Annotated in this window: 22 protein-coding genes; 12 read left to right on the plus strand and 10 right to left on the minus strand. The window is 63.9% G+C overall.

Features of this window, described 5'->3' with window-relative positions; all coding sequences use genetic code 11:
• Positions 1–25: 25 nt before the first annotated feature.
• Both ACSVHC_RS12670 and ACSVHC_RS12675 read right to left on the minus strand, forming a co-directional pair.
• Positions 26–1,018: a zinc ribbon domain-containing protein gene (locus ACSVHC_RS12670; RefSeq protein WP_437774096.1), complete on the minus strand. Its 993-nt coding sequence runs from the start codon at positions 1,016–1,018 to the stop codon at positions 26–28.
• Positions 1,019–1,130: 112 nt separating this feature from the next.
• Entirely contained in the window at positions 1,131–2,831 is a 1,701-nt protein-coding gene (locus ACSVHC_RS12675; protein ID WP_437771688.1) for a helicase HerA-like domain-containing protein, read from the minus strand.
• Positions 2,832–3,055: 224 nt separating this feature from the next.
• On the opposite strand from ACSVHC_RS12675, the gene ACSVHC_RS12680 reads away from it, so the two are divergent.
• Positions 3,056–3,634 (plus strand): DinB family protein, encoded by a 579-nt coding sequence (locus tag ACSVHC_RS12680; RefSeq protein ID WP_437771687.1) that lies wholly within the window; start codon positions 3,056–3,058, stop codon positions 3,632–3,634.
• Positions 3,635–3,685: 51 nt separating this feature from the next.
• Here ACSVHC_RS12680 and ACSVHC_RS12685 read toward each other — a convergent pair whose 3' ends face one another.
• A complete protein-coding gene (locus tag ACSVHC_RS12685) occupies positions 3,686–4,207 on the minus strand; it encodes a GNAT family N-acetyltransferase (protein ID WP_437771686.1) in 522 nt (173 codons plus the stop codon).
• 56 nt (positions 4,208–4,263) lie between these two features.
• Positions 4,264–6,213: an FAD/NAD(P)-binding protein gene (locus ACSVHC_RS12690; protein ID WP_437771685.1), complete on the minus strand. Its 1,950-nt coding sequence runs from the start codon at positions 6,211–6,213 to the stop codon at positions 4,264–4,266.
• Between the two features lie 285 nt (positions 6,214–6,498).
• Between ACSVHC_RS12690 and ACSVHC_RS12695 the strand changes: the two genes are divergently transcribed.
• Genes ACSVHC_RS12695 through ACSVHC_RS12725 form a run of 7 tightly spaced genes read left to right on the plus strand, consistent with a single transcriptional unit; the run spans position 6,499 to position 13,205 of the window.
• Positions 6,499–7,512, plus strand: a complete 1,014-nt coding sequence (locus tag ACSVHC_RS12695) for an amino acid ABC transporter permease (RefSeq protein WP_437774095.1) — start codon at positions 6,499–6,501, stop codon at positions 7,510–7,512.
• Positions 7,509–8,348, plus strand: a complete 840-nt coding sequence (locus tag ACSVHC_RS12700) for an amino acid ABC transporter ATP-binding protein (RefSeq protein WP_437771684.1) — start codon at positions 7,509–7,511, stop codon at positions 8,346–8,348. The genes ACSVHC_RS12695 and ACSVHC_RS12700 overlap by 4 nt, the downstream gene beginning before the upstream one ends.
• A 13-nt stretch (positions 8,349–8,361) precedes the next feature.
• Complete coding sequence (locus ACSVHC_RS12705; RefSeq protein WP_437771683.1) at positions 8,362–9,360, plus strand: ABC transporter substrate-binding protein; 999 nt, start codon at positions 8,362–8,364, stop codon at positions 9,358–9,360.
• Positions 9,357–10,517 (plus strand): LLM class flavin-dependent oxidoreductase, encoded by a 1,161-nt coding sequence (locus ACSVHC_RS12710; protein ID WP_437771682.1) that lies wholly within the window; start codon positions 9,357–9,359, stop codon positions 10,515–10,517. Before ACSVHC_RS12705 ends, ACSVHC_RS12710 begins: the two co-directional genes overlap by 4 nt.
• Positions 10,501–11,667: an LLM class flavin-dependent oxidoreductase gene (locus ACSVHC_RS12715; RefSeq protein ID WP_437771681.1), complete on the plus strand. Its 1,167-nt coding sequence runs from the start codon at positions 10,501–10,503 to the stop codon at positions 11,665–11,667. The genes ACSVHC_RS12710 and ACSVHC_RS12715 overlap by 17 nt, the downstream gene beginning before the upstream one ends.
• A 9-nt stretch (positions 11,668–11,676) precedes the next feature.
• Positions 11,677–13,086, plus strand: coding sequence for an NtaA/DmoA family FMN-dependent monooxygenase (locus ACSVHC_RS12720; RefSeq protein WP_437771680.1), 1,410 nt, complete (start codon positions 11,677–11,679; stop codon positions 13,084–13,086).
• Positions 13,083–13,205 (plus strand): hypothetical protein, encoded by a 123-nt coding sequence (locus tag ACSVHC_RS12725; protein WP_437771679.1) that lies wholly within the window; start codon positions 13,083–13,085, stop codon positions 13,203–13,205. The genes ACSVHC_RS12720 and ACSVHC_RS12725 overlap by 4 nt, the downstream gene beginning before the upstream one ends.
• On the opposite strand, the gene ACSVHC_RS12730 is transcribed toward ACSVHC_RS12725, so the two are convergent.
• Both ACSVHC_RS12730 and ACSVHC_RS12735 read right to left on the minus strand, forming a co-directional pair.
• Complete coding sequence (locus tag ACSVHC_RS12730) at positions 13,202–13,594, minus strand: ATP-binding cassette domain-containing protein (protein ID WP_439181387.1); 393 nt, start codon at positions 13,592–13,594, stop codon at positions 13,202–13,204. The genes ACSVHC_RS12725 and ACSVHC_RS12730 overlap by 4 nt on opposite strands.
• A complete protein-coding gene (locus tag ACSVHC_RS12735; RefSeq protein WP_439180985.1) occupies positions 13,482–14,813 on the minus strand; it encodes an ATP-binding cassette domain-containing protein in 1,332 nt (443 codons plus the stop codon). The genes ACSVHC_RS12730 and ACSVHC_RS12735 overlap by 113 nt, the downstream gene beginning before the upstream one ends.
• Before the next feature lie 826 nt (positions 14,814–15,639).
• Between ACSVHC_RS12735 and ACSVHC_RS12740 the strand changes: the two genes are divergently transcribed.
• The gene (locus ACSVHC_RS12740) at positions 15,640–15,927 is read left to right on the plus strand and encodes a hypothetical protein (RefSeq protein ID WP_437771677.1); all 288 of its coding nucleotides are present in this window, start codon (positions 15,640–15,642) and stop codon (positions 15,925–15,927) included.
• 59 nt (positions 15,928–15,986) lie between these two features.
• Here ACSVHC_RS12740 and ACSVHC_RS12745 read toward each other — a convergent pair whose 3' ends face one another.
• Positions 15,987–17,396 (minus strand): MFS transporter, encoded by a 1,410-nt coding sequence (locus tag ACSVHC_RS12745; protein ID WP_437771676.1) that lies wholly within the window; start codon positions 17,394–17,396, stop codon positions 15,987–15,989.
• A 553-nt stretch (positions 17,397–17,949) separates the two neighbouring features.
• Here ACSVHC_RS12745 and ACSVHC_RS12750 point away from each other — a divergent pair.
• The gene (locus ACSVHC_RS12750; RefSeq protein ID WP_437771675.1) at positions 17,950–18,501 is read left to right on the plus strand and encodes an NUDIX hydrolase; all 552 of its coding nucleotides are present in this window, start codon (positions 17,950–17,952) and stop codon (positions 18,499–18,501) included.
• 20 nt (positions 18,502–18,521) lie between these two features.
• The gene (locus tag ACSVHC_RS12755) at positions 18,522–19,001 is read left to right on the plus strand and encodes an NUDIX domain-containing protein (protein ID WP_437771674.1); all 480 of its coding nucleotides are present in this window, start codon (positions 18,522–18,524) and stop codon (positions 18,999–19,001) included.
• Positions 19,002–19,150: 149 nt separating this feature from the next.
• Here the strand turns inward: ACSVHC_RS12755 and ACSVHC_RS12760 are convergent, their stop codons facing one another.
• The 3 genes from ACSVHC_RS12760 to ACSVHC_RS12770 all read right to left on the minus strand — a co-directional run bounded on the left by ACSVHC_RS12760 (position 19,151) and on the right by ACSVHC_RS12770 (position 21,622).
• Positions 19,151–19,585: a GNAT family N-acetyltransferase gene (locus ACSVHC_RS12760; protein ID WP_437771673.1), complete on the minus strand. Its 435-nt coding sequence runs from the start codon at positions 19,583–19,585 to the stop codon at positions 19,151–19,153.
• Positions 19,586–19,629: 44 nt separating this feature from the next.
• The gene (locus ACSVHC_RS12765; RefSeq protein ID WP_437771672.1) at positions 19,630–20,580 is read right to left on the minus strand and encodes a D-2-hydroxyacid dehydrogenase family protein; all 951 of its coding nucleotides are present in this window, start codon (positions 20,578–20,580) and stop codon (positions 19,630–19,632) included.
• 67 nt (positions 20,581–20,647) lie between these two features.
• Positions 20,648–21,622 (minus strand): ABC transporter substrate-binding protein, encoded by a 975-nt coding sequence (locus tag ACSVHC_RS12770; RefSeq protein WP_439180986.1) that lies wholly within the window; start codon positions 21,620–21,622, stop codon positions 20,648–20,650.
• A 189-nt stretch (positions 21,623–21,811) separates the two neighbouring features.
• Here ACSVHC_RS12770 and ACSVHC_RS12775 point away from each other — a divergent pair, with 189 nt between their 5' ends.
• Positions 21,812–22,240 (plus strand): YybH family protein, encoded by a 429-nt coding sequence (locus tag ACSVHC_RS12775; RefSeq protein WP_439180987.1) that lies wholly within the window; start codon positions 21,812–21,814, stop codon positions 22,238–22,240.
• Positions 22,241–22,242 lie beyond the last annotated feature (2 nt).

A 22,242-nucleotide genomic window follows, 5' to 3' on the forward strand; every position in this document is an offset into this window, starting at 1 on the left:
CTGCCGGGCTTTAGCGCCGTCGAAGCTAGAAGCTCACCAGCGGGGTGACCGTGATGGTGTCCGCCCCTATGTCCAGACGTGTGGTGAAGCTGAAGTCGTGAACGGCGCTGAGGTCGCCAACTTGCCCGCTGAAGAGGTCGATTTCGCGTGCCGTTACCTTGGCTTTGCCGTTGAGGGGCGCCACGACCCACTGGCCGTTAAAGGGGTCGATGCTGACCTTGGGATATTCCGTGATCTGCCATTTGATGGTGCCGTCCACCACCCGGCTATTGGTCACGTGGTAGAACGGGCAGTCGGGCTGGAGTTTTTGCTGCTTGGTGGCGTCAGCGGCGCAGGTGTCCAGGAATTCCTTGACCTTGTCGCTGACCACCTTGATCATGGCGTCGGTGGGCTTTGTCAGTAGGTTGAGGGGTGCCTGAGGCAGGGCGCCAGTGGTCACCGAGGTGCTGGTAGTCGGTGCGGAGAAGTATTTGCCGGCGAGGCTGGCTTCGTATTGGCCGGGGTAGAACACGGCAAAGCTGTTGCGGCCGTTGGGCAAGTTCACCGGGATGCCGTTCAGGTTTGCCTCGTTGGCGTTCACCACGGTGACCTCAATGGTCGGCAAGGATGACGGCACGAAGGACCACTTCCCGAAGAACAGCCACTCGGTGCCCGTCCGTTCAAGCAGGAAGTCCGAGTGCAGCGACTTGCCGTCGATCTGGTAGTCCATAGGAACCGTCACCCGGTTGCCGCCTCGGGATTCGGCGTTGCCGAGCTTGATATCAGTGATCTTCGACGCAGCTGTCTGCAGGGCGGTACCGTCCAGCATGGCGGCGTTGGCGTTGGGCACGGACGCGTGCAGGAGCCCGAGGGCTTCCCCGCCATGCCCCTTCTGGAGGGCAGAGAGATAATCTCGAACTTGCTGCTGCGGGCTGGCTATGGAGTTGCTCACCAGGTTGATCGAAACGATCGCGGCGGCCACAGCAAGCATCAGACCGAGCAGCCACCCGGCCGCGGTCTTGACCAACGCTTGACTCAACTGCACGCCCTTTACGTTACCCGCCGGTTCAGCAATACCCCGGCATCCTCTCCTCACGTGACGACTGAGCAGGCTTTTGGGGAAGGGCCCGACGGCGGGCAGCAGCTCCGTTTTAGCGGCGCCGGCGCGATGAGGTTCCGAACACTCCGCGGAGTAGTTCCCGGCCGAGCTGCGTACCGAGGGACCGTGCCATGCTCTTCATTCCGCCGCCGAGCGCACCACCCAGGACGCCTGCGAGATCGCCCATCATTCCGCCGCCCTCTTGCTGTGGACCCGGTGCCGGGGCATGGGCCGGTGCGGGGGGCCACTCTTCGGGGGTGGAGCCTGGCAGGGGGCGGCTGCTGGGACGGCCAAGGATCTCTTCCTCGATCCTGCGGGCTTCAGCATCCACGGCATGGTGGTCAGGGGAGGCAGGTACCGGAGGCTCACCCGGCGCGGCCTCTCCCGTGGCGGGTGCGGTGGCTTTGCCGCTGAGTTTCTCGTAGGCCGAAATGTTGTCCACCGCCGTGCCGTATTTCGGCAGCAGCAGGGAAGCCGCGATGGTACTGCCGATCAGCTCGTCCGTGCTGGGTCCCATCACGGATTCCGGGGCACGCAGCTTCGTCAGCGCCACGGGCGTGGGCGCGCCCCTTTCGTTCATGACGGTGATGACCGCTTCGCCGATGCCGGCGGAGGTCAGGGTTTCCGCAAGGTCGTAATCGCTTACCGGGAACGTGGACACGGTGGCCTTGAGGGCTTTGGCATCCTCCGGAGTAAACGCGCGCAGGGCGTGCTGGACCCGGTTGGCAAGCTGGCCGAGGACGGCGGCAGGAACATCCTTGGGCGTCTGGGTGACGAAGAATATCCCGACCCCCTTGGACCGGATGAGCCGCACCGTCGTGGTGATGGCTTCGAGGAAAGCCTTGGATGCGCCGGTGAAGAGCAAGTGGGCTTCGTCCAGGAAGAAGACGAGTTTGGGCTTGTCGAGGTCTCCCGCTTCGGGCAAGTCTTCGAAGAGGTCGGCAAGCAGCCACATAAGGAAAGTCGAGAACAGCATGGGTTTGGTCTGAAGTGTCGGAAGTTCGAGGCAACTGATCACGCCGCGGCCATCCGGGGCTGTGCGGAGAAGTTCCGCGGTGTCGAATTCCGGCTCGCCAAAGAACTTCTCCATGCCTTGGGCCTCAAGATTGACGAGTTCGCGCAGGATGACGCCGGCCGTGGCCTTCGATAGTCCGCCGAGGTCTTCGAGCTCGGCTTTGCCTTCATCCGAGACCAGGAACTGGATGACTGCCCTCAGGTCTTTGAGGTCGATCAGCTCCAGTTTTTTCTGGTCGGCGAAGTGGAAGACCAGCTGCAGGCTGGATTCCTGGGTGTCGTTGAGCTCCATGATGCGCGAAAGCAGGATGGGGCCGAACGAGGTGATGGTCGCGCGGACGGGAACGCCGTTGCCATCCCCGCCCAATGAGAGAAACTCGACCGGAAAAGCCTTGCCGGACCAATCTTGGCCGAGGCTCGCGGTGCGGGCCGTGAGTTTTTCGCTGGCTGTGGCCGCGGTGGCGAGTCCTGAAAGGTCTCCCTTGATGTCCGCCAAGAAGACGGGGACTCCGGCAGTGGACAGCTGTTCTGCCATCATGTGCAGGGTGACGGTCTTGCCGGTGCCCGTGGCGCCTGCCACCAGGCCGTGCCGGTTCATCATGGACAGTGGCAACCGGACTTGTGCTTCTCTGCGGACTTCGCCGTCGACGACGGCGGCACCCAGCTCGATCGTGGCGCCATCGAGGCTGTATCCCTGCTGGATCGTAGCGATCTTTTCAGCTGTGGTTTTCTTGGCCATGCGCATAGCTTAGTGGTGCAGGGCCGCCATTTGGCCGAAAAATTTGCCCTACTGATGAGGCTCGCTTGGCGTACCGGAGGTAGACGACGCCGTTGCCAAAGCGACGTTCGTCCAACAGCTCAAGGGTCAGGCCCACGCCGTCGGGGAGGAATTGTTTGCCGCCTCCGACGACCACCGGCGTGAGGAGGAGACAGAACTCGCGACGGCAACGGTATAGTGCCCGGATGGATGACAAAGCGATTCTGCTCAAATACCTGCGTGCCCGTCGCGGCGAACTCCTCGCCAAGCTCGACGGACTCGACGAGTACGACGTCCGCCGGCCCATGACCCCCACCGGCACCAACCTCCTGGGCCTCGTCAAGCATGTGGCCAGCGTGGAGCTGGGGTACTTCGGCGAGGTCTTCGGCCGGCCCAGCGGCCGGGACTTGCCGTGGCTCGCGGACGATGCCGAAGCCGACGCGGACCTGTGGGTTCCCGCGGAAGAGAGCAGGGACGAGATCATCGAACTGCACAGGTTCTCGGCCGGGCACAGCGATGCAACCATCGAGTCGCTGCCACTCGACGCTCCCGGGGAAGTGCCGTGGTGGTCGGAGGAACGCCGACACGTGACGCTCCATCAGATCCTGGTGCACATGTGCGTCGAGACAGCCCAGCACTTGGGGCATGCCGACATACTTCGTGAGCTCATCGACGGCTCAGCCGGGAAAGGCCCGGGGGACCCGAATTTGTCACAGCGAGGCACCGAAGAATGGGCCGATCACCGCGCCAGGATCGAAGCCGCGGCGCGCCAGGCCGTGGGGTAGCAATCGAGGGGTGAGATCCCGACCCTTTGCGAGCGCGAAAGGCCGGAGACCTCACGCCTCGATGGGCGCCAGGTCCTTCGTGAATGCCAAGTGCTTGATCTCTTCCGGATCCGCGTCGACGTCGAACAACGGGGTGTAGCCTGTGGCCAAGTACAGGTTCTTGGCTTCGGGCTGCCGCGGACCGGTGGTGAGGTAGATCCGTCGGTAGCCGCGCCGGGACGCCTCGGCCTCGAGTTCCGCGAGGACAACACGGGCCAGCCCACGACGGCGGTGGGCCGAATTCGTCCAGATCCGCTTGAGCTCCGCCGTCCGGGAGTCGTAGCGGCGGAATGCCCCGCCAGCCACGGTTTCGCCATTCTCCTGCAGGATGAGGAGGGCGCCGTGGGGTGCGGCAAACTCGCCGGCCGGGTACCTGTTGAGCTCTTCGGCCGCGCCACCGCTGCCAAAGAGATCGCCATAGCGCGTGGTGTATTCGACGGCGAGTTCGTCCAGGAGGGGCTTGACGCGTGGATCGCGCATGGGCAGGCTCAGGACGGAAAGGCCCGGCGGCGGCAGGGTTGGCGTTGTTGTCATGGCTTACCTTTCGTGAATTTCCCCAACTGACTCGCAGTTGTTGTCGTTATGAGGCGTCAAAACGACAACAACTGCGAGTCAGTTGGGTGGCTGGTGCTTGGGTGACGGGCGGAGAGTTCGGCGAGGAGGCGGCGGGCCAGGGCGTCGTTCTCCCGGAACGGTGCTGCGTTGGTTCCGGGCCGCGCGAACGCACCGGCGCCCCAACCCGAGGTCCAGGGTCCGACGGCGAAAAGCCCCGCCTGCCGCCCGCCATCGGGAGCCAGGACTTCGTGCGAACTCGAGACCAACAGCTTACCGGTGGAGTGCGGGCCGTCCGCGGTGAGAAGCGACTGTTCGGTGCCCCAACCGGCGTCGTGCAGGTCCGCCAAAGCGGGGTTCGCCGATCGCGCCACCGACGGCGACGGCAACCGTGCCTCGATGTACGCCGCCGCATCCACCACCACGGGCGATTGGAAGGAACCGGCCACGAACCGGCCGCTGGCCTCGTCCGGGCGCACCCACATGCCCGGGCCCAGGAATTGCAGTAATCCGGCCCGGTGCAGGGCGAGGATTTCGCGCAGCCGGTGCGGTGGCGGGCCGGAATCCACGAAGCTGAAGAAGCCGTGCCACCATCCGTGCACCGCTTGTTGGGAACGCGAATTGAGCCGTTCCTGGGGGACCAGCCGGCCGAGTTCCATGTAGACGCGGAGCAGGGCCGTGAACAAGGCGAGGGTTTCCGAATGGTCCGGACTCGTGCGGAGCTTGAGGTCGCGTTCGATGTAGTTCGCCACCGATCTCTGCACCGCGGCATGGTCCGCGAAAGCGCAGCCGCTGAACGGCTGGTCCAGGGCCTCGAGGTCGAGCCGGAGGGCCGGGTCCGGGATGGCCCAGGCTACGAGGTCCTCGCGGTCATGGCTGTACCAATCCAGGGCATCGAAATGCGCGGAAAACTCGTCCCAGCTTCCCCGGACGCGCTCGGGATAGCCTGTGAACAGCTCGCGGTAGTAGGCGTGGCCGGCGTCCTTGGCGATGAGCGGCCAGAGCTGGGTGCGGAAATCGAGCTCCTCGTGGGCGGCGAGCAGCGATTCCACGGCGCCCGCGGTGAAGTACCGGGGCACGCCGACGGGCTCGCCGCGCAGGGTCGAGGAGATCTTGGAGTGGTAGGGGACTCCGCGCCGGGAGCCTGCCCAGAGCCGCGGTTCGGCGCCGGACGGCACATAGTCCAGGCCGCCGTCGGGCCTGTCTTCGAAGCGACCGCCGCGGCCCTCGAACAAGAGCACCAGAAGGTCCACGAATGCCAGACCCATGCCCGAGACCAGGACGTCCTGTCCAGGGGCAATCGCGGAATAGTCGACGTCGGTGGTGTACGACGGCGCCGCGTGGAACCCGCCATGGCGCGCGGCGAACCCGGCCAGCCGCGCTGATTCCGGCCCGGCTTGGGAATCCGTGTGCCCCAGCGAATACACCACGAGGTCCGCCTCCAGGACCCAACCGGAGGCGAGCCGCACACGGTACTTCGCACCGTCGCGCTCTGAAGCAAGATGCTCGACGGCGGTGGCCATGTCCCGGTGGGCCGTCACTGGGACGTCCGGACCGAGTGCCGCTACGGCCCTGCGGAAGAACCACTCGAGGTACTTGCTCTGGAGCTGCCGGCTGGGAAACGATGCCGGTGTCAGCGCCCGGAGCTGCTCGAGGAGGTGGGGCTCTAACTGCGGGACGTCGCGGATGGAACTGTCCAACACGCCGGCTGCCCACGCGGCGAGGCCCGGACCGTCGACTGCGGGGCCGTCGCAGGCCACGGAACTGTCGGTGAACATCGTGACGTCCGCTGCCGTGGAGTTGAGCAGGAGTCCCGGGCTCTGGTCATAGCGCCAGATCCTCCCGGAACCGGGTTCGTACGGCTCGACGACGTGGATGGAGAGTGGGCCGTCGAAGAGTCCGGGCTTGTTGGTCCCGAGCCGTTCGAGGATGCCGGCTGAGCGCGGACCACCGCCAATGAACACGATCGTGGGGGCGAAGGACGGCATGGCAACTCCTGTTGGCGGTGGCTGGTGGTACCCGAGCCTAGGGACCTGGCGGGGCTTCGGTCGAGGCGCCGGTAACGGCCGTTCATTGCGCGTCACGGTGCGTCAACAAGCGCAAAGAACGGACCCATATGGCTCCATATGAAGCCGCGCGAAGCGCCATGAATCCCCATGAAGAAGTGCAAAAATCCGTCTTGCAGCCGCTTCGACGACGCCCCTAGATTGGCAGCCATCCGATCAATCAAGCGATACGAAGCGAGGTGGCGCGTGAGTTCAGCAGCAACCACAGTGGCGCAGTCCGCACAGCAATCTGCACCGGAACCGGCGCCTGCCAGCGCCGTCGCGGAAAGCCCGACGGCGGCCGCGGCACGGAGCGCAGCCGACTACTCCGGCTACAAGCTGGTGCCGGCCCGGCATCCATGGCGCTGGGTAGGCACCGTGCTGGTGGCGCTTGGCGTCGTCACTGTTGCCTGGTCCCTCGCGACCAACCCGCGCTGGGAATGGGGTGTCGTGGCACAATGGTTCACCGCGCAATCCGTCGTGAACGGCCTCGTCGAGACACTCAAGCTGACGGCAATCTCCGGTGCGCTCGGCTTTGTCCTCGGTTTCATCCTGGCGCTCATGAGGCTCTCGGCCTCGCCGCTGCTGCTTTCAGTGTCCTGGACGTTCTCCTGGATTTTCCGCTCAACGCCATTGTTGGTCCAGATGCTGCTTTGGTACAACCTGGGCTACCTCTACGAGAAGATCAGCTTGGGCATCCCCTTCACGGATATCCGCTTCTTCGAAGTCCAGACCACTACGCTCATCAGCCAATTCGCGGCGGCCGTGCTGGGTCTGACCCTCAACCAGGCGGCATACTCGGCGGAGATCATCCGCGGCGGCATCCTCTCGGTGGATCAGGGACAGCTCGAGGCAGCCGCGGCCCTGGGCATCCCGGCGTGGCGACGCTCCACCAGGATCGTATTGCCGCAGGCCATGCGGGCCATTTTGCCTACCGCTTTCAATGAGATCATCGGCCTGGTCAAGGGAACGTCGATCGTCTATGTCCTGGCCTACTCCGAGCTCTTCTACACCGTGCAGGTCATCTATAACCGCACCCAGCAGGTTCTTCCGCTGCTCCTCGTGGCGACCCTCTGGTACGTGGCCATTACCTCGGTCCTGAGCGTCTTCCAGTACTACATTGAGCGGCACTACTCGAAGGGCGCCGTCCGCAACCTGCCGCTCACTCCGCTGCAGAAGGCAAGGAAGTTCTTTGGCACCCACGCACCTGTGAACAGTGACCGATCAAAGGACGCCCGATGAGTGCCGCCGCTTTTCCCTCTGAGGGCCCGACGACGGCGGTGCCAGCCGCCGCTGCAACCCGCGGCCACGTGGAAATCACCAACGTCCGCAAGTTTTTTGGGGGCACTGAAGTCCTCAAGGGTGTTTCCCTGACGGTTCCGCCAGGCGGCGTTGCGGTGATCGTGGGGCCCTCCGGTTCCGGGAAATCCACCCTCCTGCGGACGATCAACCACTTGGAAAAGGTGGACGGCGGGTACATCACCATCGACGGCCAATTGGTGGGCTACCAGGTCCGTGGAAACAAGCTACACGAACTGCGCGAAAAGGACATCCTCAAACAGCGCACGGACATCGGCATGGTGTTCCAGAACTTCAACCTGTTCCCGCACCTCACCGCGCTGGAAAACGTGACTGAAGCACCCGTCGTCGCGCTCCACCGGAACAAGGCCGAAGCGCGCAAGCGTGCGCTCGAACTCCTGGACCGCGTGGGACTCAAGGACCGGGCCGATGCCTATCCGCGGCAATTGTCGGGCGGCCAGCAACAGCGCGTTGCCATCGCCCGGGCGCTGGCCCTTGACCCAAAGATCCTGCTCTTCGACGAACCCACTTCGGCGCTGGATCCGGAGCTGGTCAATGAGGTCCTGGACGTCATCCGCGAACTCGCTACATCGGGCACCACGTTGATCATCGTCACGCACGAAATGGGCTTCGCCCGCGATGTGGCAGACACCGTCGTCTTCATGGACGAAGGCCAGATCGTGGAGCACGGCAGTCCCCGCGAGATCTTCGCGAATCCCCGTGAACCACGGACGCGGAGCTTCTTCTCCAAAGTCATCGAACCAGCTTTCAACATCTGAGGAATCCTTGAAAATGCAACGCATCAAAACCAGGCTTCTCGCGCTCGCGGTGCTGCCCGCCGTCGTACTGCCGGCGCTCGCCGGCTGCTCCGATCCCGGCGCATCGGCTGCTGGAGCCAGCCCGTCAGCGAGTGCGGCGCGCAACGGCGTCGTCTACAACACCTCGCCCGAGCAGAACCGTATCCGGGCACAGAAGGACCCCGCCGCGGCAGCCGCAGTTCCCGCTGCGATCGGCAAGGACGGCAAACTGACCGTTGCCACCACCGCCGGGTCCATCCCGCTGTCTTTCCACGCCACGGATGACAAGACCCCGATCGGCGTTGAGGTGGACATCGCACAGCTCGTTGCCGACAAACTGGGGCTCGGCCTGGACGTGCAGGTCACCTCCTGGGAGAACTGGCCGCTCAAGACCCAGTCGGGAGATTTTGAAGCGGTGTTCTCGAACGTGGGCATCAACAAGGACCGGGTGAAACTGTTCGACTTCTCCACCTACCGCGCCGCGTACATGGGCTTCGAAGCCAAGAAATCGTCCACGTACAAAATCAAGGGCGCGGACGACATCTCGGGGTTGAAGGTCTCGGTGGGTTCGGGCACCAATCAGGAGAAGATCCTCCTGGCCTGGAACAAGGACCTGGAATCCCGCGGCAAGGCGCCGGCAACCCTGCAGTACTACTCCTCCGACGCCGACACCATCCTGGCGCTCTCCTCGGGCCGGACAGACTTGAACCTCGCGCCCTACCCGTCAGTGTCCTATCGGGAAAACACCCGGAACGACCTCAAAGTCGTGGGCAAAGTCAATGCCGGCTGGCCCTCCGAGACCCTCGTCGCGGCTACCACCCTCAAAGGCAACGGCCTGGCTCCCGCCATCACGGATGCCCTGAATTCGGCTATCAAGGACGGTACCTACGGCAAGGTCCTGGATCGCTGGGGTCTGAGCGAGGAAGCACTGCCGGAATCCAAGACCGTTACCGAGGCAAACTTCGGGGTCGCCCCGGCAGGGAAATCACAGTGAAGTTCCAGGTGCTCGATATCATTCCGCACCTGAAGAACCCGGTGACCGGCGAAATCGTCTCGACGGCCGCGCGGCTCAACCAGGTGGTGGAGACTGCCCGGAAGGCCGAGGAGCTGGGTTTTGACAGTTTCGCGGTGGGGGAGCGGCACGCCGGTGAGTTCATCTCTTCGTCCCCGACGACAGTCCTCGCCGCGATCGCTGCCGTCACCAGCCGCATCAGGCTCCAAACCGGCGTCGCCGTATTGTCGGTGCTCGATCCGGTGCGGGTGGCCGAGGACTACGCGACGATCGATCAATTGAGCCGGGGCCGCCTGGAACTAGTGATCGGCAAGGGCAACGAGGTGCTTCAGTATCCCTTGTTCGGGCTCTCCCTGGGTGACCAGTGGGAGCTGCTCGCCGAGAAGTATGGACTGTTGCGGCGGCTGTGGCGGGAGGAAAACGTCATGTGGTCCGGCCGTTTCCGGCCTGCGTTGACCGAAGCAACGACGACGACGCCGCGACCGTTTGCGGGTTCGCCGCGGATTTGGCACGGCTCGGCTACAACCCTGACTTCGGCTGCGCTCGCCGCCCAATGGGGCGATCCCCTGTTCACCGCCAACGCCATCCAACCTCGTGAGAACTACAAGATCCTGATCGAGCACTACCGCGAGGAATACGAACGCCACGGTCACGATCCGCGCCACCAGTACCTCGGTTCGGGTTCCGGCGCCGGCGGAGTGTTTGTCGCGGACACCACGCAGGAAGCCAAGCGCCAGTTCGGGCATGTCTATGAAGCGTTGGCGATCGGGCGCAACGTCCCGGGCAACAATTCGCCGTTCCGGGATATCGACCACGCTGTGGCTGAAGGTCCTGCGCTGGTGGGCAGCCCGGAACAGGTCATCGACAAAATCCTGAGCTACCACTCGCTCTTCGGCCACGATCTGCAGTCCATCTCCTTGCCCACCACGCTTCCTTTCGAGCAACAGCTGGAGATTCTGGAGCGGTTCGCACTCGAAATCATCCCGGCCGTCCGCGCAGCCGCAGCCACCACCTTGTGGGAGACCGCGGATCCCTACGGCGGTCGTCCCGAATTCGCCGGAGCCACGTCACCGGACGCTGCCGGAACCGTCGCCACAGACCACGTCAACCACAGGAGGAGTTTTGTCCACACTCACTGAATCTCGTCCGGGCCAGCCCGGATTCTTGGCCCTGGAGCTCGACGGCGACGGCGCCCACCCAGCCGCCTGGCGCAAAGCCCGGCATGCCCCGGATGGGTTGCTGAACGGTGCGCGGATCCGGAGCACGGTGCTGGCGGCGGAGTCGGCGGGGTTTCATGTGGCGACGTTCGGCGACGGTCCGGTGGGCAGTGCAGTCGCTGGCGGGCGGGATGTTGCCGGCCGCCTGAATGCCTTGCAGCGCGCCGCCTTCGCGGGGCCGGTGACGAGTTCCATTGTGCTGGTTCCGGAAGTCGACACCGTCTACACCGAGCCTTTCCACATCGCGACGCAGCTAGCGAGCCTCGACTACGTCTCAGGCGGACGGGCCGGTTGGCTCGTCGCGGCGAGCGGTTACGCGGAGGAGGCTGCCGCCGTCGGGCGCTTTTTCGTTGAAGGTGCCGCGCGGGCGCAAGAGGCCGCGGCGTCGGTGGAAGTGAGCAGGCGGCTCTGGGATTCCTGGGAGGACGACGCCGTGATCCGCGACGTCCCCAGCGGGCAGTACCTCGACGTCGACAAACTGCACTACGTCGACTTCGAGACGCCAGCGGATTTCGCAGGGGCCGGGTATTCGGTGAAGGGCCCCTCGATCATTCCGCGTCCGCTGCAAGGGCAGTTGCCAGTAGTTGCGCGGACTGGCTTGCTTCCTTCGGACGTCGATGTGGTGCTGGTGTCCGCTCCGACGGCTTCACTTCTTGCCGCGGAGGTTGCAGAGGTGCGTGCCCGGACCGCTGTTGGGGGCGGCCCGACTCTTGCGGGCGGCCCGGCGGTAGTCGCAGAGCTCGACGTCGTCCTCGACTCGCGCGGGCAAAGCGCCTCCGCGCGGCTCGCCGAACTGGACGCGTTTACTCCGTGGTCCAGTTCCCGGGCGCGTTTCGTCGGCACGGCAGCGGAATTGGTGGACTTCCTTGCCGAGTTGCTTGCGGTGGCCGACGGCGTAAGGCTGCATCCGGCTGTGCTGGATGTGGAACTCGAGGAGTTGGGGCAGCTGGTGCTCCCCGAGCTTCGTCGCCGCAGGGCGCTCCAGCCTGTTGCCCAGGGCGGCACGTTCCGGGAATTGCTGGGTCTTGAACGGCCGCTGAGCCGGTACGCGAGCCTTGGCTCGGAAATCTGAGGAGAGAACATGACACAGCACAACCGTGCTAAATTCCAGCCGAGCGGGAAGATCCAGTTCGGAATCTTCTTCCAGGGCGTCAATTCCGGCACCATCTGGAAGGCGCCCGAATCCGGTTCGCAGACCGACTTCGAATCGTTCCGGAGGATCGCGCAGACCGCCGAGCGCGGGCTGTTCGCGGCGTTCTTCCTGGGTGAGGGCCTGCGCTTGCGGGAACACCTCGGCCGGCCGCACGCCCTTGACGTCGCGGGCAGGCCCGACGCGCAGACCATGCTCGCGGCGTTGGCTTCGGTGACGTCGAATATCGGACTCGTGGCCACTCAAAACACCACCTACAACGATCCCGCCGACCTTGCGCACCGGCTTGCTTCGCTCGACTTGCTCTCCGGTGGGCGCGCGGCCTGGAACGTCGTGACCACAGACAATGCGTGGACCGGGGCAAACTTCCGGCGGGGCGGCTACCTGGACCACGCCGATCGCTACGTTCACGCCGAGGCCTTCGTGGAGACCGCCAAGAGGATCTGGGATTCGTGGGAGAACGGAGCGGTCGCCTCGTCAGTTTCCGCGGAGTCCTGGGCGGTGCCGTCGCATGCACGGCCCGTGCACCATTCCGGGCGGCACTATACGGTGGACGTCACGCCGCGGTTGCCGCGCAGCGCCCAGTACAGGCCCGTGCTGTTCCAAGCCGGCGATTCCCCGGAAGGCCGCGACTTCGCCGCCCGCCAAGCGGATGTCATCTTCTCGGCGCACCCGAAGTTCGACGACGCCGTGGAGTTCCGCGCTGATATCGTCTCGCGTTCCTTGGCAGCCGGACGGGGCGCCAACGACGTCCAGATCATGCCGGCGAGCGAGTTCATCCTCGCCGCGACTGACGAGGAAGCCCGCGAGAAGAAGGAGTGGGTCCGCAGCCTGCAGATCGGGCCGCAGCAGGCAGTTGCGTATCTCGAACAGTTCTGGGGCCGCGAGCTGTCCGCCTACGATCCCGATGGTCCGCTGCCGGACATCGATCCGGTGGTGGAAGAGACCTCCGAGACGCGTGGCAGTGGTTTCCACGGGGCCAAGGCCCGGCAGCTCGCCGAGCAGTGGCGCGCCGAAGCCAAGGGGAAGAACCTGTCCATCCGGCAGTTCGTGAGCTCCAGGACTTCCAGGGTGGACGCGACGTTCACGGGATCCTACACAGCCGTGGCCGATACCTTGGCCGAATACGCCCGCGTGGGTGCCGTGGACGGTTTCAACATCTCGCCCTGGCTCATCCCCACGGGCCTGGACGACATCGTGAACCATCTCGTGCCCGAGCTGCAGGAACGCGGCGTGTACCCCACGGCATACGTCGGCTCGACCCTCCGCGAGAACCTGGGGCTGGCGACGCCGGTGCGATCGGAGTCGTTGGAGTCGGTACCTGCCCGGGGCGGGCGGTGAGGGAGCGCGCGGACGCGACGGCCGCCGTCGTCGGTTTGCAGACCGACGACGGCGGTTCCCGCGACCCAGACGCGGAGCTGGTGCGGCTCCAACTGACAGTGTGGGAACAGTGGCTTTAGGCGAGTGGCTCCGTGCGCTCGCGCAGGCCCCCTTCGCCGTCGAGCTCGGCCACTGTGTCGATATTCAGGCGCCTGAGAAAACCGAGGTCGTGGCTCACGATAAGCAGTGAGCCACGGTAGGCGTCCAGGGCTTCGGCGAGCTGTTTGACGCTTGCAAAGTCGAGGTTGTTTGTCGGCTCGTCGAGGATCAGCAGCTGGGCGGGCGGCTCCGCTAGTAGCAGCTTCGCGAGGCTGACCCGGAACCGTTCTCCTCCCGACAGGCTGGAGACCGGGCGATCAACCGTGGATCCCCGGAGTAGGAGGCGTGCGAGTTGATTGCGGATGTCCCCGGGCGCCGACGCCGGTGCTGCCTCCCGCACGTTGTCCAGTGCCGAAAGGGAATCGTCCAGGCCGTCGAGCCGTTGCGGGAGGTATCCCACCCGGTTCTGTCAGCAGCCTTCCGCTGATCCGGCCCGAAGATTCTGCGGGGCGCCCCTCGACGAGGTGCTTGAGGAGTGTCGACTTACCGGAGCCGTTGGGTCCCACCAAGGCCACGCGCTCGGGGCCCTGGATGACAATCGTCCGGGAGCCGTCGCCTAGCTCGGCGATCCGGCGGCTCCGCGGCACATCGGGATCGGGGAGAGTGAGGTGGATGTGCTCGACCTCCCTGACCCTCGCGTCGGCGGCGTCGACGGCGGCCTGGGCTGACAGCACTTTGTCGTCGAGGATCGAGCGCATCGAGCCAGCCGATGCCTGCGCCTTGCTCGCACGGTTGCCGGCCAGGATCTTCGGGATACCGCCACTGGCCTGGGTCTTCTTCGCTGTGCGCTCGCGGCGGGCAAGCTTCGTTTCGGCTTCGACGCGTTGCTTCTTCTCCACCTTCAGCGCCTGCTGGGCGCTGCGGGCCGCCTGGACCGCGGAGGCTTGCTCCTGCTCGCGATGTCCGGTGAAAAGACTGTACGGGCCACCAAACACGTCAAGCTTGCCGGAGTGAAGCTCAGCTGTGGAGTCCATGTGCTCAAGCAACTCGAGGTCGTGGCTGACCACTACGAGGGTGCCCGGCCAACTGTCGACAAAGTCGGCAAGTTTGGCCCGGGTGCGCCGATCGAGGTTGTTGCTCGGCTCGTCGAGAAGCGTAACCGGGGTTCGGCGGATGCGCAGTCCGGTCAGTGCGATGAGCATCGCCTCGCCGCCCGAGACCTCGCCGACCCGTCGGTTGAGATCGTCCGCGGAGAAGCCGATTTCGTGTAGGGCCTCGTCTGTCCGGGACTCAATATCCCAATCGTCGCCGACTGCGTCGAAATGGCGCTCGTCAACGTCGCCGGCCTCAATGGCATGGAGCGCCTTGAGTGTGCCGTCGATGCCGAGCAGCACGGCGACCGTCGTGTGGTGCCCGAGGGTCAACGTCTGCGGGAGGTAGCCGACGTCACCGACGGTTTCGACGCGCCCCAGGGTCGGCTTCAGCTTGCCGGCAATCAAACGGAGCAGGGTCGATTTTCCTGCACCATTGCGACCGACTAGTCCGGTCCGGCCGGTAGTCATGGTTCCATTGAGCCGGTGAAGAGCGGGGCTGCCGTCAGGCCACTCGAATGACAGGTCGTGCAATGTGATGGCTGATTGTGCTGACATGAGACACAGTCCTTTGGTTCTTGCCCATCAGGGGGCGCAGTCATGGGTCAACGTGCTCTCTCCGGGGCGCAAAAACGCGCGCTACTTCGGAGGGCACTGCACCTGACATACGGACCTATCAGATCGGACGCAGGGAATAGCGCCTGCGGACAACTGAAAGCGAGATTTCTCACCGGGTGCGCATGAGCGCAAACAACCGGGCGGCCACCGAACGTCAGGTGGCTAGGCTCTGTCGACCTCAATCTCCATAGCCAAAACCATAACCGCAAACTTCTTGAGCGGCCAATTGGGGATGAACGCCGGCATTCATCACTTTGGTTCACAGGGAGGCCCTAAACGGTGAGCATCGCGGGCGGTGTTCACTGGGACACCTTCGGGGCCGAGAAGCCTTAGTTCGTCCTCGAATGTTCAGCGCTGCATGTTGCCCTGAAATGTAGCGTTTGGGGCGCCCTTCACCGGGCACTTACGGGCGGATCGAACTAGCGAATCTCGGTCCTCTATCCTTGGTCATGGACCCTCGTATGGCTGACTAGACGGGGAAGGTCCGGCGGATGCCTCGCGCTACCGGGTTCGGTCGATCAGGAGGGAGCAAGATGAAGCTTGTACGAAGCCGAACCATCATTCGTCCTAACAGGAGCTCACGGCCACCTGCAAAACTACGTGTGCCTAACGATGACCCTCGCCGAACTCGGCACTGCAACTGCCGAGTGGGAAGCAGAGATACGGGCATATCCGGTGCGCTAGCCGCAACTCTTTGTGGCCATTCGCCGGCATGACCCCAGGATGCACCCGACACAGGCAGTCCTCGCGGCCACGTGATTACGCTGTGAACGAAAGACTGATCCTGGATCTTCAATTTGTCGCGGAGCACCTCGAACGCGGTGCCGGCCTCGCCGAAACCCGCCTCAACAACAGAGAGGCTGGCACCAAACTAGCTGGCCTAAAACCACTCATAACCCACTTGGCTGTCGCCGATCAATGCCGGGAGCTCGACGACGTCACGATCGACCTGACCGAGCAAGTCGATAACACTGTCATGGACGTTGACGTCAATGAGCTTCTCGGCTCCGCAGTGGAGCACGGGCTGGATCGACTGGCGGGCCCCAACCACTGACGCCCCTGTTCCGCCCGAGGGCCTTAGCTCTGATTCGAAATCACCGTGCAGTCCCGGTGTCAGTGGGAGAAGTTTGCTGAGATTTCGGCGAGGGTGCGCCCCTTCGTCTCAGGCGCGAGCCATTGCGAGAGGACTGCGCCGAGTAATGCGACGGCGGCGGCTACGATCATGCTTGGGCCCAGGCCGATGTTGCTGATCGCCCATGGCAGGGCGAAGGTGCCGAGTGCGGCTCCGATGCGGCTGAAGGCCGCGGCGAAGCCCATGCCGATGCCGCGCAGGTGGCCGGGGAATACCTCGGCCGGATAGACCTGGGTCATCGTGGTGTAGCCGGCATTGAAGAAGGAGAAGGCGAGAAACAGTACGAGCACGAGGATCGCTGGTGCGTTCGCCCAGACTCCGATGATCAGCAGGATGCCTGCGCAGAGCCACTGCCCGGGCACGGTGAGGATCCGGCGGCCGAGCTTGTCAATCAGAAGTACGGTGGTGACAACACCCGCGGCCGCAAGTGCGGACAGGCCGACTCCACCGGTCCAGCCGCCGAAGCCGAATTGGTTGAGCACGTCGTCGGCGAAGGTCGCGATCGCGAAGTACGGAGTGACCGCGCAGAACCAAAAACCTGAGGTGAAGAGGGTGGTGCGCCAGTACTGCCTCGAGAACAGCATTCCGAAGGAGGAGCCCTTGATTTTGGTCCTATTCTGCGCGGCTTGGGCCTCCTGGATCATCCTCAGATCGATCTCTTCGGTGATGCTGTTGTGCATCTGGGGCGATTCGACGTATCTGCGTGCGATCGCGAGTGCTTCCTCACGCCGTCCCTTCGTAATGAGCCAGCTCGGCGATTCGGGGAGGCCCAAGCGGGCGAGGAACAGGACGAATGCGAGTATCGTGCTCGTGCCGATTACGAGGCGCCATGGGGTGCCGGCGTCGTGCAGGAGCGTGCCGATGATGAATGCCATCATGAAACCGACGTACCAGGCGATCAGAGTCAGCCCGAGCAATCGCCCGCGGAGCTTTGGAGGGGAGAACTCTGATAGCAATGGCCCACCGATTGAGTACTCGCCGCCGATCGCGACACCCATGAAGAACCGGATGATGGCCAGCTGGATCACAGCCCCTTCTCCGGAGGTTACGAAGAACTGAGCCGCTGAGGCGACCAGGAACAGGCCCATGTCCACGAGGAACATGGGCTTGCGTCCGAACTTGTCAGTAGCCCAGCCGGCCAGCGGGGAGCCGACGAAGATTCCAACCAGCGGGCCTGCAGCAATCATGCCCAGAGATAGTGCGTCGAGCTGGAGATCTGACCGCATGAGTCCGCTGACGGGGCCGATGATTCCGAGGATGTAACCATCCAGGAACATCCCGCCGATGAAGACACCGACAAGCCGCACCATGAAGCGGCGTTTGAACTTGGAGCTGGTCTCTCTTGATATGGAGGTGTCGACGGAGGCCGTCGTCCCGGTCGGATAGATCATTGAGATTTGTTCCCTTCTGACTTCAGCGCAAACCGCTGACGCCGTTTCCTAGACGCACGGACAGCCGCAGCCCTTAGCGACCAGTGGACGATGCCGACTGGTTTGACGCCAGCCGATATGGCCGCGCAGGACTCGCGAGATGATTTCGGCGTCGTCATGTATCACTGCTGCATAATGTGACATATAACTCATATATCAGAGATATCTAAGGGTGCGATCCTCACCCGGTCAAGAGTTTGATGTGTTAATTGCTTGTATCCGTCGACTCACGGGGGTCCATCTGAACCGGCGCAGGTTCCATGCCGCAGTCATACGAGTTGCGGAGGCGCGTAGTGGACCGCCTCGAATTCGGTCGGCGTGGCCATTTGCGATGGCTGCCGTGGAACCTGCGGATCTTTAGGCCCCAGAACCATGACATCAAACGTCCCTGACCACGACTCGTAGTGCCCGGTGCAGGATCGACTAACGGGCACCAAAGTGACATCTATCCGACGAATCACACCACTCGCCGTGGCATTGAGTTGTTCGTACCCTCGTGCGGCAAAATGGCAGGATGCCTCTTGCCAATCTGCTCGCCAGCCTTAGGACACTTCCTGAATCGGGATCGCGAGACGCGTATCTGCGGTTCCTGGAGGTAGCGGGGGACGCCGCGTTGCGTCGAAATGGTGGACCCGAGCATGTCACGGGGTCCTGCTTCGTGTTTTCGCCCGAATTCGATCGTGTTCTCCTGTGTTTCCATCGCAAGGGGCAGTTCTGGGTGCAGTTCGGCGGTCACGTCGAGTCCAAGGACGCATCGGTGGCGGAAGCTGCACAGAGGGAAGCCCGCGAGGAGTCCGGAATTGACGACCTTGTCCTGCTTTCTCCCGCGATCGTGGATCTTGACCGACACGATCTGCATGGGGGATTCTCATGTACTACCCATTGGGATGTGGGGTTCGCCGCGGCCGCAGACCCGGATGCGGAGATCGCCGTGAGTGATGAAAGCGAGGACGTCCGCTGGTTCCCGATCAATGAATTGCCAGTTCAAGTGCCGGCAGGCTTCTGCGCGCGCTTGGAACGCGCCCGGCGCACCGCGATGGCACTGAGTGGGACGCCGATCGGTTAACAGTGCACAACAGGCTCTCCGTGGAAGCGGCCATCCATGATGTGTCCATTGCGCACATCGCAGAAGAGGGACTCCTGACCTGGTTCCATTCGGAATGGCTCATGAATCCGCGCCCGTTAGCAGCCGATGTGTGGGTGTTCTCGCCGGACTTCCAACGGATACTCGTTGTTGAGCATCGCTGGCGCGGCCTCGTACCTCCTGGCGGACGAGTGGAACCGGGCGAGACGCCGCGCGAGGGCGCAGCTCGCGAGCTTGCGGAAGAGACCGGCGTCGAACTCCCTATTGCCGACCGCCCGGCTTTCGCTGCTGCTCGTTCCTACCGGTCGGACTGGTCAGCGACACTGAACTTGTCCTACTGGACGATCGCCGATCCCGCGACGGCGCTCCTGCCGGAGGATGGCCAGCCCGCGCGGTGGGTCGATGTTCGCTCGGACTGGCGAACGTTCCACAAACCGGATGCGGCTGTGATTGCCCGGTTTGCAGAACAACAGAGCAGGTAGTGGCGGCTGCGGCTTGCCGCCGTGTGGAAGGAGGCATTGGCATTGCTTCGCAGTCCACTCGGCGGACAATCCACAGATGTGGACTCAGGCGTGCGGATGGCACCTGCGCCCGATCCTGACAGTTCGCAAACCACACCATTCGTTACCAATCAGCCCGCGACCATGAAAACGTCCACCGGATCCGCGGTCTCCAGGACAAAGCCGTGGCGTTCGTAGAGGCGCCGGGCCGGACTGCCCTGGAGCACGTTGAGCCGGAACGGCCGGTGGTCCTTGGACTCGCCCATGACCCGCTGGAGCACGCCGGCCCCGAGTCCTTGTCCCTGGAACTCCGGAGCGAGGTAGAAGTGTTCGATCCACAGCGCATCGGGTTCCGGGCGGACAGCGATGGCACCGGCAGCGTGCCCTTCCACGCCAATGACTAAGGTGTGTTCCGGCTGGAATGCATTCAAGAAGCGCTCCCGCACCCGGACAGGATCCCAACGGCCAAGCCGTTCCAAATCCGGACGCATGACGACGGCGCGCAGTTCAGCGATCCAATCGGCATCGGTGGGCACGGCGGGACGGAGTGAGAATTCGGCAGGCACTGGACTATTCAACCCCAACCTCAACCCCAATCGGCGCCGCCGAATCAACCAGTAAGAACCCGCACCGGGTTCCCCCGCACCCACGCGCGGACGTCCTCGAAGGCCTCGCCGTAAAAGCGGGCGTAGCTTTGCGACGTGACGTAACCCAAATGCGGTGTCAGCACGGTTCGCGGCGCAGTGAGGAGCGGGTGGTCCACCGGGAGGGGCTCGACGTCGTACACGTCCAGGGCCGCGCCGCCGAGCCAGCCCTCGTTGAGCCCGCGGAGGAGCGCGGCCTCGTCCACGATCGGCCCGCGGGCCGTGTTCACCAGGACGCCTTTGGGGCCGAGGAGCCGCAGTTCGTCCTGCCCGACGAGAGCCCGGGACCGTTCCGATAACCGCACGTGGACGCTAACGACGTCGGCCTCCCGGAACAGGGCTTCCTTGCCCACCTTCCTGGCGCCGGCCGCGGCGGCAGTCTCTTCCGTGAGATTGGGGCTCCAAGCAATGACGTCCATGCCGAACGCCTTGCCGTAGCCGGCGATTTTGCTCCCGATCTTTCCGAGTCCCAGCACCCCTAAGGTCTTCCCTGACAGTTCGAAACCCACCGTGCTCTGCCAACTTCCAGAGCGGAGCTGACGGTCCTCGAGTGGCACCTTTCGTGCGAACGCCAGAAGCAGGGCCCACGTGAGCTCGGGCGCCGCGGTGGGTGAACCGCCTGTCCCGCAGACAGTGATGCCCTGTTCCCCGGCCGCGCGCACGTCGATGGCTGCGTTGGCCATCCCCGTGGTGACCAAGAGCTTCAGCTTCGGCAGTTGCCGGAGGATCCCGGCGTCGAAACTGGTCCGTTCCCGCATGGCCATGATGATGTCGAAGTCGCGGAGGGCATCCACGGCGTCCGCCAAAGGCTCCGTGAAGACGGTGACATCAACGCCGTTGTCGGTGAGCTCAGCCCACGGCGCGTAATCGTAGGCGACGGCTTGGTAGTCGTCGAGGATGGCAAGGCGCCGGCCCATGGAATTCCCTTTCGCGTGTCCGGATCGCGGTTCCGTTTACGTGGAAAGTTACACCCCGAAGCCGTCGCTAGCTCTTCGGCAAGCCCGGCGGGTTCAGTTCCGACTTCTGGATGCCTTCCGCAGTGAGACCCCAGCGGTCCAGGATCTTTCCGTACGTGCCGTCCTTGATGAGCGAGTTCAGTCCTGCCTGGGCTGCCGCCGCGAAGCCGTTGCCCTTCTTGGTAGTCACCGCGATGCTCGCCTTGAGTGGCCACCCGCCGTCAACCAGGCCCACGTTCTTTGTCTTGCCGTCGGTCTGCGATTTGTAGGACGCGGTCGCGTTCGGCCCGAACGTCAGGTCCGCACGGCCCGACTGAAGCGCTAGCGTGGAGGCCGAGTCGTCGTCGTAATACTGGAACTCAACCGGCTTCAAACCGTTCTTCTTGTTCTCGGCGTCCCAGCGCAACAGGATTGCTTCCTGGTTGGTGCCCGAGCCCACAATGATCCGCTTGCCCGCAACGTCCGGAGCCGAGTCCACCTTCGTGATGGGGCTATCGCGCTTGGCGTAGAAGCCCAGTTTGTCCTCGCGGTAGCTGGCGAAGTCGAATTTGAGCTTGCGCTCTTCCGTCACGGTGACGTTCGAGATGACGGCCTCGTACTTGCCCGATTCCACGCCCAGCGGCCAGTCGGCCCACGCCGTCGGGACGATGTCCGCCTTGAGTCCCAGGGACTCCGCCAGCGCGACGGCGATGTCCACTTCGTTGCCCACCGGCGTCTTGCTGTCCGTGGCATAGACAGCCAGCGGCGCGGCGAAGGGGCTCACCGCGACGGTCAGCTTCCCGTCTGCCTTGACGGATTCGGGCACCAGCGCGGCAGCTTCGGGTGAAACCTGCACCGGAAAGCGGTTCTGCTCGGGAGCCAGGTTGAAGGTTTTGCCAGCGGAAGCGGACGACGACGGCGCTGACGCGGCTGAGGCGCCCGGGTCCGAGCACGCGGCAAGGCCGAGAGCCGTGGTCACGGCGAGTGCCAGTGCGGTGCCTGTTTTGAGGCGTGAAATAGCCATGGAGTCCCCTTCGAAAACGATGGATGGTGTGCGTTGCAGCAACTATCCGGCAGGGCCCAGCACCGGTCAAAGCGCTGTGAAACGGTGGGATACAGGGGTTAACGGAGGTTCATTCGAGGTCCCGAAGGGTCACAAAACAACCACAGTGTAGGCTTCCCACACAACCGCCGACACATGAGGAGATTTTTCGTGAGCAACGAGCAAACCCCGGTCAATCAGGCGCTGGAGGCTTACGCAGCTGCTGTCCACGCGAAGGACGTTGACGCATTCGCGGCGCTCTACGACGACAACGTCCACATCTACGATTCCTGGGGGCAATGGCAATACACGGGAATCGAGGCTTGGCGGTCGATGGCGGGCGAATGGTTCTCTTCGCTCGGCGATGAGCGGATACGGGTCGAATTCAACGATGTGCAGTCCGTCGCCGGAGAGGACGTGGCTTTCGGGCATGCGGCCGTCAACTTCGCCGGGATCTCGGCTGATGGGGAACGGCTCCGCGCGCTGACCAACCGCTTCACCATTTGCCTTGAGAAGAAGGACGACGCCTGGAAGATCTCCCACGAGCACTCGTCCTTGCCCATCGATATGGAGACCGGCAAAGGCATCTTTATGAGCTGAGA

Source organism: Arthrobacter sp. KNU-44, from assembly GCF_051843155.1.
GTDB lineage: Bacteria > Actinomycetota > Actinomycetes > Actinomycetales > Micrococcaceae > Arthrobacter.

Bases quoted from the DNA above. Each gene is read 5' to 3' on its own strand.
- ACSVHC_RS12675 (WP_437771688.1), bottom strand. From the start codon at position 2,831: ATGGCCAAGAAAACCACAGCTGAAAAGATCGCTACGATCCAGCAGGGA.
- ACSVHC_RS12680 (WP_437771687.1), top strand. From the start codon at position 3,056: ATGGATGACAAAGCGATTCTGCTCAAATACCTGCGTGCCCGTCGCGGC.
- ACSVHC_RS12685 (WP_437771686.1), bottom strand. From the start codon at position 4,207: ATGACAACAACGCCAACCCTGCCGCCGCCGGGCCTTTCCGTCCTGAGC.
- ACSVHC_RS12690 (WP_437771685.1), bottom strand. From the start codon at position 6,213: ATGCCGTCCTTCGCCCCCACGATCGTGTTCATTGGCGGTGGTCCGCGC.
- ACSVHC_RS12700 (WP_437771684.1), top strand. From the start codon at position 7,509: ATGAGTGCCGCCGCTTTTCCCTCTGAGGGCCCGACGACGGCGGTGCCA.
- ACSVHC_RS12705 (WP_437771683.1), top strand. From the start codon at position 8,362: ATGCAACGCATCAAAACCAGGCTTCTCGCGCTCGCGGTGCTGCCCGCC.
- ACSVHC_RS12720 (WP_437771680.1), top strand. From the start codon at position 11,677: ATGACACAGCACAACCGTGCTAAATTCCAGCCGAGCGGGAAGATCCAG.
- ACSVHC_RS12735 (WP_439180985.1), bottom strand. From the start codon at position 14,813: ATGTCAGCACAATCAGCCATCACATTGCACGACCTGTCATTCGAGTGG.
- ACSVHC_RS12745 (WP_437771676.1), bottom strand. From the start codon at position 17,396: ATGATCTATCCGACCGGGACGACGGCCTCCGTCGACACCTCCATATCA.
- ACSVHC_RS12750 (WP_437771675.1), top strand. From the start codon at position 17,950: ATGCCTCTTGCCAATCTGCTCGCCAGCCTTAGGACACTTCCTGAATCG.
- ACSVHC_RS12765 (WP_437771672.1), bottom strand. From the start codon at position 20,580: ATGGGCCGGCGCCTTGCCATCCTCGACGACTACCAAGCCGTCGCCTAC.
- ACSVHC_RS12770 (WP_439180986.1), bottom strand. From the start codon at position 21,622: ATGGCTATTTCACGCCTCAAAACAGGCACCGCACTGGCACTCGCCGTG.